At 71.2% G+C, this 15,069-nt stretch carries 15 protein-coding genes and 1 riboswitch; of the genes, 5 read left to right on the top strand and 10 right to left on the bottom strand.

Annotation, left to right across the window (positions count from 1 at the left end):
* Positions 1 to 412 precede the first annotated feature (412 nt).
* The 3 genes from ACF1AG_RS30320 to ACF1AG_RS30310 all read right to left on the bottom strand — a co-directional run bounded on the left by ACF1AG_RS30320 (position 413) and on the right by ACF1AG_RS30310 (position 2,811).
* Complete coding sequence (locus ACF1AG_RS30320) at positions 413 to 1,195, bottom strand: enhanced serine sensitivity protein SseB C-terminal domain-containing protein (RefSeq protein WP_359601827.1); 783 nt, start codon at positions 1,193 to 1,195, stop codon at positions 413 to 415.
* Between the two features lie 119 nt (positions 1,196 to 1,314).
* A complete protein-coding gene (locus tag ACF1AG_RS30315) occupies positions 1,315 to 2,091 on the bottom strand; it encodes an enhanced serine sensitivity protein SseB (RefSeq protein WP_359601828.1) in 777 nt (258 codons plus the stop codon).
* Between the two features lie 51 nt (positions 2,092 to 2,142).
* Positions 2,143 to 2,811, bottom strand: coding sequence for an AAA family ATPase (locus tag ACF1AG_RS30310; protein ID WP_359601829.1), 669 nt, complete (start codon positions 2,809 to 2,811; stop codon positions 2,143 to 2,145).
* Between the two features lie 223 nt (positions 2,812 to 3,034).
* A riboswitch (glycine riboswitch) is annotated at positions 3,035 to 3,135 on the top strand.
* 160 nt (positions 3,136 to 3,295) lie between these two features.
* On the opposite strand from ACF1AG_RS30310, the gene gcvT reads away from it, so the two are divergent.
* From gcvT to ACF1AG_RS30285, 5 genes are all read left to right on the top strand, one after another.
* The gene (gene gcvT / locus ACF1AG_RS30305) at positions 3,296 to 4,414 is read left to right on the top strand and encodes a glycine cleavage system aminomethyltransferase GcvT (RefSeq protein ID WP_391810709.1); all 1,119 of its coding nucleotides are present in this window, start codon (positions 3,296 to 3,298) and stop codon (positions 4,412 to 4,414) included.
* A 123-nt stretch (positions 4,415 to 4,537) separates the two neighbouring features.
* Complete coding sequence (gene gcvH, locus ACF1AG_RS30300) at positions 4,538 to 4,915, top strand: glycine cleavage system protein GcvH (protein ID WP_359601831.1); 378 nt, start codon at positions 4,538 to 4,540, stop codon at positions 4,913 to 4,915.
* 14 nt (positions 4,916 to 4,929) lie between these two features.
* Positions 4,930 to 6,189 (top strand): serine hydroxymethyltransferase, encoded by a 1,260-nt coding sequence (gene glyA, locus ACF1AG_RS30295; protein WP_359751418.1) that lies wholly within the window; start codon positions 4,930 to 4,932, stop codon positions 6,187 to 6,189.
* Between the two features lie 167 nt (positions 6,190 to 6,356).
* Positions 6,357 to 7,724, top strand: a complete 1,368-nt coding sequence (locus tag ACF1AG_RS30290) for an L-serine ammonia-lyase (RefSeq protein WP_359601833.1) — start codon at positions 6,357 to 6,359, stop codon at positions 7,722 to 7,724.
* 105 nt (positions 7,725 to 7,829) lie between these two features.
* On the top strand, positions 7,830 to 8,387 hold the full coding sequence (locus tag ACF1AG_RS30285; protein ID WP_359601834.1) for a glycoside hydrolase family 25 protein: 558 nt from the start codon (positions 7,830 to 7,832) through the stop codon (positions 8,385 to 8,387).
* Positions 8,388 to 8,397: 10 nt separating this feature from the next.
* Here the strand turns inward: ACF1AG_RS30285 and ACF1AG_RS30280 are convergent, their stop codons facing one another.
* From ACF1AG_RS30280 to ACF1AG_RS30250, 7 genes are all read right to left on the bottom strand, one after another.
* Entirely contained in the window at positions 8,398 to 9,117 is a 720-nt protein-coding gene (locus ACF1AG_RS30280) for an NAD(P)-binding domain-containing protein (RefSeq protein ID WP_359601835.1), read from the bottom strand.
* A 128-nt stretch (positions 9,118 to 9,245) separates the two neighbouring features.
* Positions 9,246 to 9,458, bottom strand: a complete 213-nt coding sequence (locus ACF1AG_RS30275) for an EF-hand domain-containing protein (protein ID WP_048459848.1) — start codon at positions 9,456 to 9,458, stop codon at positions 9,246 to 9,248.
* 43 nt (positions 9,459 to 9,501) lie between these two features.
* Positions 9,502 to 10,416 carry a MerR family transcriptional regulator gene (locus ACF1AG_RS30270; protein ID WP_359603567.1) on the bottom strand — a complete coding sequence of 305 codons (915 nt, stop codon included), beginning with the start codon at positions 10,414 to 10,416 and terminating at the stop codon, positions 9,502 to 9,504.
* Positions 10,417 to 10,500: 84 nt separating this feature from the next.
* Positions 10,501 to 11,109 (bottom strand): ATP-binding protein, encoded by a 609-nt coding sequence (locus ACF1AG_RS30265; RefSeq protein WP_359603565.1) that lies wholly within the window; start codon positions 11,107 to 11,109, stop codon positions 10,501 to 10,503.
* Positions 11,110 to 11,288: 179 nt separating this feature from the next.
* Entirely contained in the window at positions 11,289 to 12,056 is a 768-nt protein-coding gene (locus ACF1AG_RS30260) for an enoyl-CoA hydratase/isomerase family protein (RefSeq protein WP_391810708.1), read from the bottom strand.
* Between the two features lie 296 nt (positions 12,057 to 12,352).
* The gene (locus tag ACF1AG_RS30255; RefSeq protein ID WP_391810707.1) at positions 12,353 to 13,594 is read right to left on the bottom strand and encodes an Ig-like domain-containing protein; all 1,242 of its coding nucleotides are present in this window, start codon (positions 13,592 to 13,594) and stop codon (positions 12,353 to 12,355) included.
* Between the two features lie 151 nt (positions 13,595 to 13,745).
* Positions 13,746 to 14,972: an Ig-like domain-containing protein gene (locus ACF1AG_RS30250; protein WP_359603559.1), complete on the bottom strand. Its 1,227-nt coding sequence runs from the start codon at positions 14,970 to 14,972 to the stop codon at positions 13,746 to 13,748.
* Between the last annotated feature and the right edge of the window lie 97 nt (positions 14,973 to 15,069).

Raw genomic sequence — 15,069 nt, 5'->3', positions numbered from 1 at the left:
GCTATGTGGATGCATCTTGACCGGCCGAACACTACAGACGTTCGCAGTGAGTCAGGAACAGTCCGGATAGCGGTGATACCTACCTGAGATCTGAACAGTCGACATAAGGGACTGTTCCGGCATCTTCGCGCGGTGATTTAACACCGGGGACACAAACGACGGCGCCTCAAGTACCGCCCATGCGGCCTCGGATGACGTGAAGGCGCAGTGAAACCGCAGGTGACAGGGGGTCAGCGTCAGGTAGCTGATCGCATTCGTTCGAATCTGACGCAAAATCAGCTGTGGGCACCCCTGGACGGGGGCCGCACCCGCGCCCGTCGTCCACATGCTGGACACCGTGACGCTGCGTCACCACGCGCGAGGCCCCCGGCGGCGGGGACGCCGCACCGGGGGCCTCGGGAAGACGTACCGGTCAGAGGTGGTGCGCGGGCGGATAGCCGTAGCCCGCGGCGGGGGCCGGGGCGTGCGCCTCACGGTCGTAGAACGGACGCCCGTTGACGCGCAGCCACATCGCCACCGGGTCGTGCTCGTCGGACAGGGCGACCGTGGAGACCGGCAGACCGTCGGGCACCGCGGGCAGCGACTGCCGCATCATCTGCCGCACCGACTCCACGGCGGGCGGCGAGGTGTCGTACACGTCCAGGCCGATGGCGAGGTACGGGGCGCCCAGCGCCGGCTGCACCCAGGCGCGGCGCAGTGCGCGCACGGCCGGGGTGCGGTGGGCGTTCTGCGCGAGGAGCGCGTAGAACTGCGGGATCTCGATGGCAGGTTCGGACAGCCGCAGCGGTCCCGCGGGCCGCTGGTCGAGTCCGCCGGCGATGCGGCGCAGGTCGAGCCAGGGGATGCCGACGCCGCCGCCGGGCGCGTGCGGGTTGAGCCAGAGGCCGTGGCGGTCCGGGTAGAGCGCACGGGCCACCTCGAGCCCGTCGACCACCTCGTACGAGCGGTTCCAGCCGCTCGCGGACAGCTCCTGGGCGGAGGTCACGCAGGGCGCGTAGCCGTGCCCTTCGACCTCCATGGTCCCGTACTGGGCGTCGGGCGAGCCGGCCTGGCCGTGCCAGAGCAGCATCCAGACCCTGCCGGACGAGGGGGTGGCGAGGGCGCGCAGCAAGGCCTCGTAGGCGTCGTAACGCCCGGGCGTCACCTGGCGCAGCATGTGCTCGACCTGTCCGGCCGCCGCGGTGCCAGCGCTCACTTGTATCGCCCCTCCGTACAACACCCTCCCGGCCAATGCTCCCTAGCTTAAGCCGACGGCCTCCGGCGGTCTGCGGCCAGTGCGCGGAAGGCGAGGGCCCGCGGCGGATCAGGGGCGCGTCAGGCGCGCTGGTAGAAGGGGCGGACCTTGGCGCGCAGCCAGTCGGCGACCGGGTCCTGGGCCACGTCGAGGACGACGAGGTTGACCGGCCAGCGGGCGGGGCTGCGGCCCAGCGCCCGGCCGAGGGCGTCCAGCGGCAGCGCACGCGGGTCGCCCTCCCAGTGCAGCAGCTCCACGCCGACGAACAGCACGGGGTCGGCCGTCTCGACGGCGGCCAGGCAGCGGCGGGCGGTCGCCACCACGCCGAGGGCGTCGAACTCCTGCGAGGCGGCGGCGAGGAAGTCCACCGGGTCGTCCTGCCAGTCCGGTTCGAACAGCCGGACCCGGCCGCCGCTCGCCGCGCCGTCGAGCGGGGTGCGCCCGGCCCGGCACAGCTCGGCCACCGCGGCCGGCGGCAGCGGGACGGCGACCGTGCCGCCCGGGTTGACCACGACGCCGGCCTGCGGGGGCAGTCCGCGGGCGAATTCCACGGCGGGCGCGATGGTGCAGCCCATGTGGGCGCCGACGACCTGGCGGAACTGCTCCTCGGAGCTGAAGACCGGCACGTAGGCCTGGCCGTCCAGGTCCACGGTGGGCAGGTCGAGGGGGCCGCTGTGCGGGCCGCCGCCGTTGGGCAGGGGCACCCAGACGAAGCTGCGGCCGAGGACCTCGACGATCCGGGCTCCCGCGGAGGGGACGCCGAGGGATGCGGAGAGCGCCTCCTCCAGTTCGTTGCCTGGCCACCCGCCGTGCGGGTGGAAGTGCGTCCGCTCCGGGTTGTCCGCCGGGAAGTCCATCTGTCGCCCACCGTCTGCCTGATGCCACTGCTTGGCGGAAAGGCTAGCCGGTCATCCGGTGAAGCCGATCCGGCGCAGTGCGTTCGCGGCGTCCCGGTCCACGAGCACCGCCGAGGCGCAGCCCTCCGGCACCCGGCCGGACTCCACCGCGTCCAGCAGCCGTCCGCACGCCGTGCGGTGCCGGCGGAAGGCGTAGCGCGAGACGCCACGGCCGCGCTCCAACTGCCCGGCCAGGGCCTCTTCGGGCCGGACGTCGAGGAGCAGCAGGTGCAGTGCGGCCCCGCGGCGGCGGGCTTCGCGGGCCAGCCAGCGCCGCACCCAGGCCTGGGTGCCGCAGTCGTGCACGACGACGGGCCGGCCGGAGCGCAGCACGCGGCGCAGCCCGGCGTAGTGGGCGAGCCGGACCAGCGGGCGGTACACCGCGTACGGCAGCAGGCGGGGCACGCGGCGGTCCCAGCGGTCGCGGGCGTCCTGGGAGTCGACGCGGTCCTCGTGCACCGTGCGCCGCATCAGCGTGGATTTGCCGCTGCCGGGCAGTCCGGTGACGACGACGAGGTCACGGGGGCCGAAGAGCAGCGCGCGCGGGCTGCGTCCGGATCTGGCGCGCAGGTCCTGGACGAGGGGGGCGGGCGCCGCGTGACGGGCCCCGCCGGCCCGGTGCGCGTGCTGCGGCGGCAGCGCCACGTCTGTGGTGCCGGCGTACGCCGTGGGCCTGTTCACCGTGGTCGTCCTCCCCCTGGAACCGGATATGGGGTCCGATCCCCGCAGCGTGTAAAGAGAAGGTAATGCCAGGTCGCTCTCGGTTGCGTGCACATACCGATACAGGCCTGTCACAGCTCCCTGTGACCGAGCCTGCACGAGCGGTGCACGCCCGGCAAGGGTCCCCCTGCCGGTGTCCCGCGATGCGTGCAATGATGTGCCCGCCAACTGCATACCGGCCGTTTGAATCCGCGCGGGAGAGTCCCCGGCACCGTGTGCCGCCGGGGCGCCGAAGGAGCAAGTCCCTCCCTTGAATCTCTCAGGCACCGTTACCGCGCGGGCGAGGCACATCTGAAAAGCGGGCCGCCGTGGCAGTGCTCCGGGGCCCCACCCAAGGTGCAAGTCCTGACCGCCGTGTCACCGGTGGTCATGACGAACCTCTCAGGTTCCGATGACAGATGGGGAGGAACGACCTCGCTGTCATGCCCCTTTGGGAGACCGACCGATGAGCAGTAACGAACCCCGCCGCACCGCGCTCGATGCCCTGCATCGGTCGCTCGGCGCGACGATGACCGACTTCGCCGGCTGGGACATGCCCCTGCGCTACGGCTCCGAGCGGGACGAGCACAACGCCGTGCGCACGAGGGCCGGCCTGTTCGACCTCTCGCACATGGGCGAGATCGCGGTCACCGGCCCGCAGGCCGCCGCGCTGCTGGACTTCGCGCTGGTCGGCAACATCTCGGGCGTGAAGCCTGGCCGCGCCCGCTACACCATGATCTGCCGTGAGGACGGCGGCATCCTGGACGACCTGATCGTCTACCGGCTGGGCGACGCCGAGTACATGGTCGTGGCCAACGCCTCCAACGCCCAGGTGGTCCTGGACGCGCTGACCGAGCGGGCCGCGGGCTTCGACGCCGAGGTGCGCGACGACCGCGACGCCTACGCGCTGCTGGCGGTGCAGGGCCCCGAGTCCCCGGCGATCCTGCGGTCCCTCACCGACGCCGACCTGGACGGCCTGAAGTACTACGCCGGTCTGCCGGGCACCGTGGCCGGGGTCCCCGCGCTGATCGCCCGCACCGGCTACACCGGCGAGGACGGCTTCGAGCTGTTCGTGAAGCCGGAGCACGCCGTGGAGCTGTGGCAGGCGCTCACCAAGGCGGGCGAGAGCCACGGCCTGGTCCCGTGCGGTCTGTCCTGCCGGGACACGCTCCGCCTGGAGGCGGGCATGCCGCTGTACGGCAACGAGCTGAGCACCTCCCTCACGCCCTTCGACGCCGGTCTCGGCCGGGTCGTGAAGTTCGAGAAGGAGGGCGACTTCGTGGGCCGCGCCGCCCTCGCCGAGGCCGCCGAACGCGCCGGGAAGAACCCGCCGCGCGTCCTGGTCGGCCTGGTCGCCCACGGCCGCCGGGTGCCCCGCGCCGGGTACGCGGTGGTCGCCGGGGGCGAGAAGATCGGCGAGGTCACCTCCGGCGCTCCCTCCCCCATCCTGGGCAGGCCGATCGCCATGGCCTACGTCGACGCGGGCCACGCGGAGCCGGGCGCCGAGGGCGTCGGTGTGGACATCCGCGGCAGCCACGAGCCGTACGACGTCGTGGCGCTGCCGTTCTACAAGCGGCAGAAGTGACACCGTCGTAGGCAGCCCCCGGGCCGTCCCCGCGCGTCCGTGGCCCGGGTGTCCCACCCGTCCGGCCGCGTCCCGCGCCCTCCCCGTCATCAGCAGTTTCCCGCGTACAGGAGAATTCAGGCCATGAGCAACCCCCAGCAGCTGCGCTACAGCAAGGAGCACGAGTGGCTGTCGGCCGCCGAGGACGGCGTGTCGACGGTCGGCATCACGGAGCACGCGGCCAACGCGCTCGGCGACGTGGTCTTCGTCCAGCTCCCCGAGGTCGGTGACACGGTGACCGCGGGCGAGACCTGCGGCGAGCTGGAGTCCACCAAGTCCGTGAGTGACCTGTACTCCCCCGTCTCCGGCGAGATCACCGAGGTCAACGAGGACGTGGTGAACGACCCGGCGCTCGTGAACTCGGCCCCCTTCGAGGGCGGCTGGCTGTTCAAGGTGCGGGTGACCGACGAGCCGGCCGACCTGCTGTCCGCCGCCGAGTACGACGCGTTCGTCGCGGGCTGAGGAGCCGGATCCGTATGTCGCTTCTGAACACGCCGCTGCACGAGCTCGACCCGGCGGTGGCCGCCGCGGTCGACGCCGAGCTGCACCGGCAGCAGTCCACCCTCGAGATGATCGCCTCGGAGAACTTCGCCCCGGTCGCGGTCATGGAGGCCCAGGGCTCTGTCCTGACCAACAAGTACGCCGAGGGCTACCCCGGCCGCCGCTACTACGGCGGCTGCGAGCACGTCGACGTGATCGAGCAGATCGCCATCGACCGGGTGAAGGAGCTGTTCGGCGCCGAGCACGCCAACGTCCAGCCGCACTCGGGCGCCCAGGCCAACGCGGCCGCGATGTTCGCGCTGCTCAAGCCGGGCGACACGATCATGGGTCTGAACCTCGCGCACGGCGGGCACCTGACCCATGGCATGAAGATCAACTTCTCCGGCAAGCTCTACAACGTGGTCGCGTACCACGTGGGCGACGACGGCCAGGTCGACATGGCCGAGGTCGAGCGCCTGGCCAAGGAGAACAAGCCGAAGCTGATCGTCGCCGGCTGGTCGGCGTACCCGCGCCAGCTCGACTTCGCCGCGTTCCGCAGGATCGCGGACGAGGTCGGCGCGTACCTGATGGTCGACATGGCGCACTTCGCCGGTCTGGTCGCCGCGGGCCTGCACCCGAACCCGGTCCCGCACGCCCACGTCGTGACGACCACCACGCACAAGACCCTCGGCGGTCCGCGCGGCGGTGTGATCCTCTCCACGGCCGAGCTGGCCAAGAAGATCAACTCCGCCGTCTTCCCGGGCCAGCAGGGCGGTCCGCTGGAGCACGTGGTCGCCGCCAAGGCGGTCGCCTTCAAGGTCTGCGCCTCGGAGGAGTTCAAGGAGCGCCAGCGCCGCACCCTGGAGGGCGCCCGCATCCTGGCCGAGCGTCTGGTGCAGGGCGACGTGAAGGCCGTGGGCGTGGACGTGCTGTCCGGCGGCACGGACGTGCACCTCGTCCTGGTGGACCTGCGGAACTCGGAACTGGACGGCCAGCAGGCCGAGGACCGGCTGCACGAGGTCGGCATCACCGTCAACCGGAACGCGATCCCGAACGACCCGCGCCCGCCGATGGTCACCTCGGGTCTGCGGATCGGCACGCCCGCCCTCGCCACCCGCGGCTTCACGGCCGAGGACTTCGCCGAGGTCGCGGACGTGATCGCCGAGGCGCTGAAGCCGTCGTACGACGCCGAGGCGCTCCGGGGCCGGGTCACGGCGCTGGCCGCGAAGCATCCGCTGTACCCCGGCCTGCGGTAATTCGTTCCGCTTTTTGTACAGACGTACGGGGCATCGCGCACACTGGGTCGGTGGGCGCGGTGCCCCGCCCCATGCACCGCATGAACGATTCAGCACCCCGCCCGACCCAGTGAACCGCCCTTCCCCCGGTGGACAGCGCCGTCCGCCGAACCCTGAGGAGTCCTCCCGTGGCCATCTCGGTCTTCGACCTGTTCTCGATCGGCATCGGCCCGTCCAGCTCGCACACGGTCGGCCCGATGCGGGCGGCCCGCATGTTCGCCCGGCGGCTGCGCAACGAGGACGTCCTGGACTCCGTCGCCTCCGTGCGGGCGGAGCTGTACGGCTCCCTGGGCGCCACCGGGCACGGACACGGCACGCCCAAGGCGGTGCTGCTCGGCCTGGAGGGCGACTCGCCCCGCACGGTGGACGTGGAGTCGGCCGACGAGCGCGTGGAGAAGATCAAGGACGGCGGCCGGATCCGGCTGCTCGGCGAGCACGAGATCGGCTTCTCCTACGACGACGACCTGGTGCTGCACCGCCGCAAGGCGCTCCCCTACCACGCCAACGGCATGACGCTGTGGGCGTACGACTCCTCGGGCGCCGAGCTGCTGGCCAAGACGTACTACTCGGTGGGCGGCGGTTTCGTCGTCGACGAGGACGCCGTGGGCGCGGACCGCATCGTGCTGGACGACACCGTGCTGAAGTACCCCTTCCGCACCGGTGACGAGCTGCTCCGCCTCACGAAGGAGACCGGGCTGTCGATCTCCGCGCTGATGCTGGAGAACGAGCGCGCCTGGCGGACCGAGGAGGAGATCCGCGAGGGGCTGCTGGAGATCTGGCGCGTGATGCGGGCCTGCGTGGAGCGCGGCATGACCCGCGAGGGCATCCTGCCGGGCGGCCTGAAGGTCCGCCGCCGGGCCGCCACCACCGCCCGCAAGCTGCGCTCCGAGGGTGACCCGCAGGCGCTCGCGATGGAGTGGATCACCCTCTACGCGATGGCGGTGAACGAGGAGAACGCGGCCGGCGGCCGGGTCGTCACGGCCCCGACGAACGGCGCGGCCGGCATCATCCCGGCGGTCCTGCACTACTACATGAACTTCGTGCCGGGCGCCGACGAGGAGGGCGTGGTCCGCTTCCTGCTCGCGGCGGGCGCCATCGGCATGCTCTTCAAGGAGAACGCGTCCATCTCCGGAGCCGAGGTCGGCTGCCAGGGCGAGGTGGGCTCCGCCTGCTCGATGGCGGCGGGCGCGCTCGCGGAGGTGCTGGGCGGCTCCCCGGAGCAGGTGGAGAACGCGGCCGAGATCGGCATGGAGCACAACCTGGGGCTGACCTGCGACCCGGTCGGCGGGCTCGTCCAGATCCCCTGCATCGAGCGCAACGGCATGGCCGCGGTCAAGGCGGTCACCGCAGCGCGGATGGCGATGCGCGGCGACGGCTCGCACAAGGTGTCCCTGGACAAGGTCATCAAGACCATGAAGGAGACCGGGGCGGACATGTCGGTGAAGTACAAGGAGACCGCGCGCGGCGGGCTCGCGGTGAACATCATCGAGTGCTGAGCCGGGTGCCGGGAAACGCCTCGCTGAACAGGGCTTTGCGTCAAGCAGGTTGAAACGGGGAACCATCAAGTCCCGTCCCCCACAGCACCACACGGGAGAACCTGCATGCTGCGTGGCATCGACGTCAGTTCCTACCAGTCCTCCTCGTACGACACGGACGGCCTTTCCTTCGTCTTCATCAAGGCGACGGAAGGCCGTTCGTATGTGAATCCGAAACTGGCCGCCCAGACCAAGAGGGGACGGGACGCCGGCCTGGTCGTCGGCTTCTACCATTTCCTCTGGCCGGGGAACCTCACCGAACAGGCCGAGTACTTCGTCAGCAAGGCGCCCGAGGAACGGGGGGACATTCTCGCGGTGGACTGGGAGACGACGGGGGGCGGCTCGCACGCGAGCAATTCCGAGAAGGACCGCTTCATCCGCAAGGTGAAGGAACTCCGCCCCCATCACAAGGTCGTGCTCTACTGCAACCGGCATTTCTGGCTGACCTACGACACCACTTCCTACGCGGGCGACGGCCTCTGGATCGCCGACTACGCAGCCGCCGCCGGGAAACCGCGTATCCAGGCGGACTGGCGTTTCCACCAGTACACCGACGACCCGCTGGACAAGAACGTGGCAGACTTCTCCAGCGGGCCGGCGCTGCGGGAATGGGCGGGGGGCTGAAAGCGCGGCTCTAGCCGCGGAACTCCTCCGGGCGCTCCGGGGACGCCTCGGCGAGGGCGCGGGTCACGGCGTCGACGCTGCCGCGCAGGCCGTAGACGGGGGTGCCGGGCTGCTGGCGCCAGGAGTCGTCGATGCCGCCCGCGTCGACGGTGTCGAAGCCCAGTTCCTCGATCAGGTCGCGGACCTTGCGCTTGGCGGCCTCGTCGTCGCCGGCGACGGGAAGGGCCATACGCTCGGGGTCGCCCGCGGGGCGGTGGCGGTCCAGCAGGTCCTGGGCGTAGGTGCCGTTGAACGCCTTGACGACGGGGTGGCCGATCTGGCGCGCCGTCCAGCGGCTCTCGGTGAGGCCCTCGTCCTCGATGCCGGCGATCCTGCCGTCGCGCTGCGGGTAGTAGTTGCCGGTGTCGATGACGACCAGGCCGTCGGCAGCGCCGTCGAACAGCCCGGAGGGCAGGTCCGGCACGGCCTTGAGCGGTACGGTGACGACGGCGATCTCGGCGCCGCGCGCGGCCTCCTCGGCCCGCACCGGCGTCGCGCCGGTCTCGTCGGCGAGTTCCTTCAGGGTGTGCGGGCCACGGGAGTTGGCGACGGACACGTCGTGGCCGAGGGCCGTGAGCCGTCGCGTGAGGTTTCCGCCGATGTTGCCCGCGCCGATGATGCCGATCTTCATGTCTGCTCGCCTCGCCCTTTCCGGGGGTCGATGTCGCCGAGGTTTCCGGGGAGACCTCAATGATCGGCATCAACCCCGCGGGCGGGCGGACCATTCCTCGCGCTTTCGCCCGTACGGCCCCGTACGGGCCCCGCGCGGCGTCCGCGGTTCCCCGGCGCCGGAACTCCGGCGCCGGGGAACGTCCGGTCCTACTTGTTCAGGTGGACCCAGAACTCGTCGAAGGACAGGAGCTTGTCACCGTCGAGGTCCCGCGACTTGATGACGGCCTCGGCGACCGCCTCGGTGACGTTCCAGTCGCCGCCCTGGGCCAGCGCGGTCTTGAACTCGGCAGCGGTGATGAACCCGTCCCCGTTCGTGTCGATCCGCTCGAACTGCTTGCGTGCTTCCTCGATGTCCGCCACCGATCCGCCCCTCGTTTTCGTACTGGTACTGACGCGGGCAAGATTATCCGGCGGTCCGCGCCTCCAGTGCGGCGACCACCCACCCGAACTCCTCCGAGTGAGCGGAGGGCCGGTCCCATCCGTTCACCACGGCGGACAGTTCGCGGTAGCGGTTGAGGCGCGGGTCGGCCACCGCGGCGAGACGCTTCAGCACGGCGGCCGGGTCGGCGTCGCCGATCAGGTCGCGCAGCACGGCCGCGGCGCGGGGTGTCGCCGGCTCGACGCCGTCGCGCAGGGCGTCGCCTGCGCTGCGGATCAGGCGGCTCATGAACCACAGGGAACTGCCGCCCGGCACGTCGGGACCGCGGTCGGCGGCGTTGAACTCGATCATCCTGCGCATGACGGCCCGGAACCCCGGGTCCTGCATCAGCTCGGCCAGTTCCACCCAGGCGTCCACCTGCTCGGGCGTGGGGTCGTCGGGCAGGTCGGCCGCGGCGAACCGCAGGCGTTGCCGGATGTCGGGGTCCGCGGTGTGGAGACCCTGGAAGATCTCGGTCATGAAGTCGTCGAGGATGCGGGCGCGCTCGGCGGCGGACAGTCGGGCCAGTCGGTTCATCAGGGTCGTCTCCTCGGCGGTCGAGCCCTTGCGGGCCACGGTCGACAGCACCGCGCGGGTCACCTTCAGCGACCGGATCCGAGCGTCCAGCGCGGCCACGTGCGCGGCCGCGACCTGGGCGACCGTGGTCTCGCCGGTGAGCACCCGGCGCACGTCGTCGAGGCCGAGGCCCAGTTCCCGCAAGGTGCGGATGAGCTCCAGCCGGGCGACCGAGCCGGTGTCGTAGAGCCGGTAGCCGCCCGTGGACCGCGCGACGGGCGGCAGGGCGCCCTCGTCGGACCAGTAGCGGATGGTGCGCACGGAGAGGCCGGTGGCGCGGGCGAGCGCCCCGATGGTGAGGAGCCCGGTGCCGTCGTGGGTCATGTCGGGGAGTCTGGGCCTTCCAGCGGGTGGAGACTCAAGCCGCACGGTGGTGCGTGCCTCCGGGATGCCTCGGGGCGGGGGGCGTCAGCGGTCCGCGACGCGCATCTCGAACCAGGTGGTCTTGCCGTGGGAGAAGAGGTCGACGCCCCAGCGGTCGGCGAGTTTGTCGACCAGGAACAGGCCGCGGCCGCTGATGTCCATCTCCTGCACCGGCATCAGACAGGGCAGGGCGCGCGACGGGTCGCGGACCTCGACACGGATCCAGCCCCTGCGGTGCCGCATGCGCAGACCGAAGGCGCGGGCCCCGGTGTGGCGTACGGCGTTGCCGACGAGTTCCGAGACGAGCAGCACGGCGTCCTCGGTGAGCTTGGGGGTCAGGCCCCAGCGGCGCAGGATGACGATCTGGACCAGCCTGCGGGCGACGGCGGCGGACTCGGGCAGGGACGGGAGCGAAACTTCGCCCTCCGTGGGGTCGCCGTGCACCTCCAGCGCGTGCACGGCACGTTCGTCCTCGACCGTCGGCGACCAGCGTGACGCGATGGCGCGTCCGTCTCCCCGCGGCTGTTCCATGCCCTCCAGCCCCGCCATGGCCCCATCATGGCCGCACGCCGGGACGGCCGGGGCCGTTCCGAGGGAATACGCCCCCCGTGCGCCCCCGTCCAGCGCCGGTCCTCCGGCATGTGCCACAGGCATGTCGATGCCTCCGAAAACCTGCTTGACCTGCGGAAACGACTCGTGCTCGGGCAATCGACGGGCCCCCTCGACGGAAACGGCTTAAGGGTGCGTTAAGGCTCCCATAATGCGTACCGCCGAGAGGGCCGGATCAGACATGGCGTCAACTGCAAGCCCCTTGCGGGGATTTCAACTGCTCGTCACAGGAACTTCGCCTTGCCGGGGCCCTCCTCCACGAAGCTGCGCATGCCCCGCTCGCGGTCCTCCGTGGCGAACAGTCCGGCGAACCAGTTGCGCTCCACCGCGAGCCCGGTGTCGATGTCCGTCTCCAGGCCGGTGTCGACCGACTCCTTGGCCGCCCGCAGCGCGAGCGCCGGCCCCTGCGCCAGCTTCGCCGCCCAGGCGTGCGCCTGGGTGTAGACCTCGTCGGCGGGGACCACGCGGTCCACCAGGCCGAGGGCGAGCGCCTCGTCGGCCTTCACCTGGCGGCCGGTGAAGATGAGGTCCTTGGCCTTGGACGGGCCGATGAGCCGGGCCAGCCGCTGGGTGCCGCCCGCGCCCGGGATCAGGCCGAGCAGGATCTCCGGCTGGCCGAGCTTGGCCTTCTCCCCGGCGATCCGGTAGTCGGCGCACAGGGCGAGCTCGCAGCCCCCGCCGAGCGCGTAGCCGGTGACGGCGGCGACGACGGGCTTGGGGATACGGGCCACGGCGGTGAAGGAGTCCTGGAGCCCGCGGGCGCGCAGGACCATCGCGGTGTGGTCCATGGCCTGCATCTCCTTGATGTCCGCGCCCGCCGCGAACACCTTCTCGCCGCCGTAGATCACCACGGCGCGCACGTCCTCGCGGCGCGTGGCCTCCTCGGCGAGCTCCTTCAGACGGTCCTGCGTGGCGACGTCCAGCGCGTTCATGGGCGGGCGGTCCAGGCGCAGCGTGCCGACGCCCTCGGCGACTTCGAGATGTACGGTCATGCCAGCAGGTTAACGGTGACTAACGGCACTCGCTCCGGTGTGGTGGCTCACACCCGGCCGGGGGTCCGGGGGTTGTCCCCGGGCAAGCACAGCACGGTGACTAACGGCACTCGCTCCGCTGCGGTGGCTCACACCCGGCCGGGGGTCCGGGGGTTGTCCCCTTCCCCCCCGGGCAAGCACAGCACGGTGACTGACCCGTCGTGGTCCGGCGCCGTCACTCACTCCCCCTTCCGGTGCCGGACACGCCCACGGCCCCGGTGCGGGCACCGGGGCCGTGGGCAGGACGAACGGAGGCCCTACGCCTTCCACTTCTCCCAGGACATGTTCCAGCCGTTGAGGCCGTTGTCCGGGGCGATGACGCCGTCGTTGCTGTTCTTGACCTCGACCACGTCCCCGATGATCGAGTTGTCGAAGAACCAGGCTGCCGGGGCCTTCTTGTCCCAGCCGCCCCTCACGTCCCGGAGACCGACACAGCCGTGGCTCTCGTTGCTGTTGCCGAAGGCGTCGCCGCCCCAGTAGTTGCCGTGGATGAAGGTGCCGGAGGTGGACAGGCGCATGGCGTGCGGGACGTCCTCGATGTCGTACTCGCCGGTGTAGCCGACGGTGTCGCCGTTCATGCGGGTGACCTTGTGCTTCTCACTGATCACCATCTTGCCGTTCCAGGTCTCGTAGCCCGGGGCTCCGGTGGTGACCTTGATCTTCTTGATCACCTTGCCGTCGCGGATCACCTTCATGGTGTGCTTCTTGGCGTCGACCACGGAGATCTGGCTGCGACCGATGGTGAAGGAGACCTTCTTGGACTGCTCGCCGTAGACGCCGTCGCGGCCCTCGACGCCGTCGAGGTTCAGGTCGACGGTGACCTTGGTGCCGGCCTTCCAGTACGTCTGCGGCCGGAAGTCCAGGCGGTCGTTGCCGAACCAGTGGCCCTCGACCTCGACGGCCGGCTCGGTGGTGATACGGACGGCCTTCTCGACGTCGTCGGGGTTGGTGATGCCCCGGGTGAAGTTGAGGGAGAAGGGCATGCCGACGCCGACGGTGGAGCCGTCCTCGGGGGTGAAGTGCCCGACGAACGTCTCCTTCGGCGTCAGGGTGGTGAAGCGGGAGTTCTGCGTGGTGGTGCGGCCCTCGGCGTCCTCGGAGACCGCGCGCACGGTGTAACCGGTGGAGGCGGCGAGGTGGGTGGACGGCGTCCAGGTGGCGCCGTCCTTGGATATCGCGCCCTCGACGGCCTTGCCCTTCGCGTTCTTGACGACCACCTCGGTGAGCTTGCCCCGGGCGGCCGTCACCTTCAGCTCACCGCTGGTCTCCACCGACTCGGCGCCGTCGCGCGGCGCGATGGTCACCCGCGCCTCGGACTGTGTGCTGCGTACCGCGGCGGAGTCCTTGCCCTTGCCCTTGCCGTCGTCCGAGGCGGACCCCGGCTCCGATCCCCCGCCGCAGGCGGTGACCGCCAGCATCAACCCGAGTGCCAGCGCCGCCAGCTTCCCGCCGCCGCGCCGCGCGCCCACCGACGCCCCCGATATCGGCCCCACGTTCACTTGTTTCTCCCCTCGGCGGGTCTGGCCGGACCCGGCCCCCCAGCGCGCCTGTCGCGCACACGGCGAATGGTAACCACTGGCCAGGGGCCTGGAAGGCGGCGGTTCTGTCACCGTTCCGTTCCAAGTTCAACGGCCGGCCGAGGGGGTACGGTCAGCGGCGGTTCACCGCGCCGCCCGCCTTCCATTCCTTCCAGTTCATGTTCCAGCCGCCGAGTCCGTTGTCCGGCGCGACCGTGCGGTCCTTGCTGTTGACCACCTCGACGACGTCGCCGATCAGACTGCGGTCGAAGAACCAGCCCGCCGGGGTGTCCGCGCTGCCGCCCTTCACGTCGCGCAGGCCGACGCAGCCGTGGCTGACGTTGCCGCTCCCGAACACCTCGGGCGCGGCCCAGTAGTTGCCGTGCAGGAAGGTGCCGGAGCTGGTCAGCCGGATGGCGTGCGGGACGTCGGGGATGTCGTACTCGCCGCCGAAGCCGACCGTGCGGCTGTTCATGCGGGTGACCTCGAGCATCTCGGTGATCACCATCTTGCCGTTGTACGTGGGCGTCTTCGCCGCGCCCGCCGTGACCGGCACGGTGGCGAGCAGTTCCCCGTCCCGCCGCACCCGCATGGTGTGGGCGGCGGCGTCGACCACGGACACCTGGCTGCGGCCGACGGTGAAGGTGAAGGTGCGGCGCTGGAGGCCGTAGACGCCGGGCGCGCCCTCGACGTCGCGCAGGTTCAGGTCGACGGTGACCTCGGTACCGGGCTTCCAGTACTCCTCGGGGCGGAAGTCGAGGCGGGTGGAGCCGAACCAGTGGGGGCGGATCTCGACGGCGGGCCGTGCCGTGACCCTGACCGCGCGTTCCACGGCGGCGCGGCGGGTGATCTTCCGGTTGAACTCCAGGGAGACGATCATCCCGGTGCCCACGGTGGAGCGGTCCTCGGGGGCGACGTAGCCGATGAAGCGTTCCTCCGGGACGTGTGTGGTGAACGTGGTGTGCCGGGCGGAGCGGCGTCCCGAGCCGTCCACGGCGACCGCGTCGACGGTGTACTTCGCGGCGAGCGCCAGCCGTTCGTCGTCGGGCTTCCAGGTGCGCCCGTCGTCGGAGATCCGGCCCTGGACCGGTGACTCGCGCGCGTCCTGCGACACGACGGCCTTCACCGACTCCAGCCGGCCCTCGGCCACCCGCACCCGCAGCGGGTCGCCGGGACGTACGCCCTTGCTGCCGTCGTGCGGGGACACCTGGATGGTCTCTCCGCTGCCCGGCGGCCCGAACGCCCCCGGAACGGGACCCTCCGAGCTGCACCCGGCGGTCGCGGTCAGCAGTCCTGCCCATGTCACTACGACGGCCAGCGCGGCCCTCGCGCGCCGTGCGCGCCCTTGTACGTGCCTCACGCGGTACCCAACGACGGGCCTCGCCTCCGGAAACGACCGTGCCGCCCCTCGCGGAAACGTGAGTGCGAGGCGCGCTCTGGGCAGAACTGTGGGAGGA

The organism is Streptomyces sp. NPDC014764, from assembly GCF_043082785.1.
GTDB classification, from domain to species: Bacteria; Actinomycetota; Actinomycetes; order Streptomycetales; family Streptomycetaceae; genus Streptomyces; species Streptomyces althioticus.
This window is presented reverse-complemented; position numbering and strand designations above follow the sequence as displayed.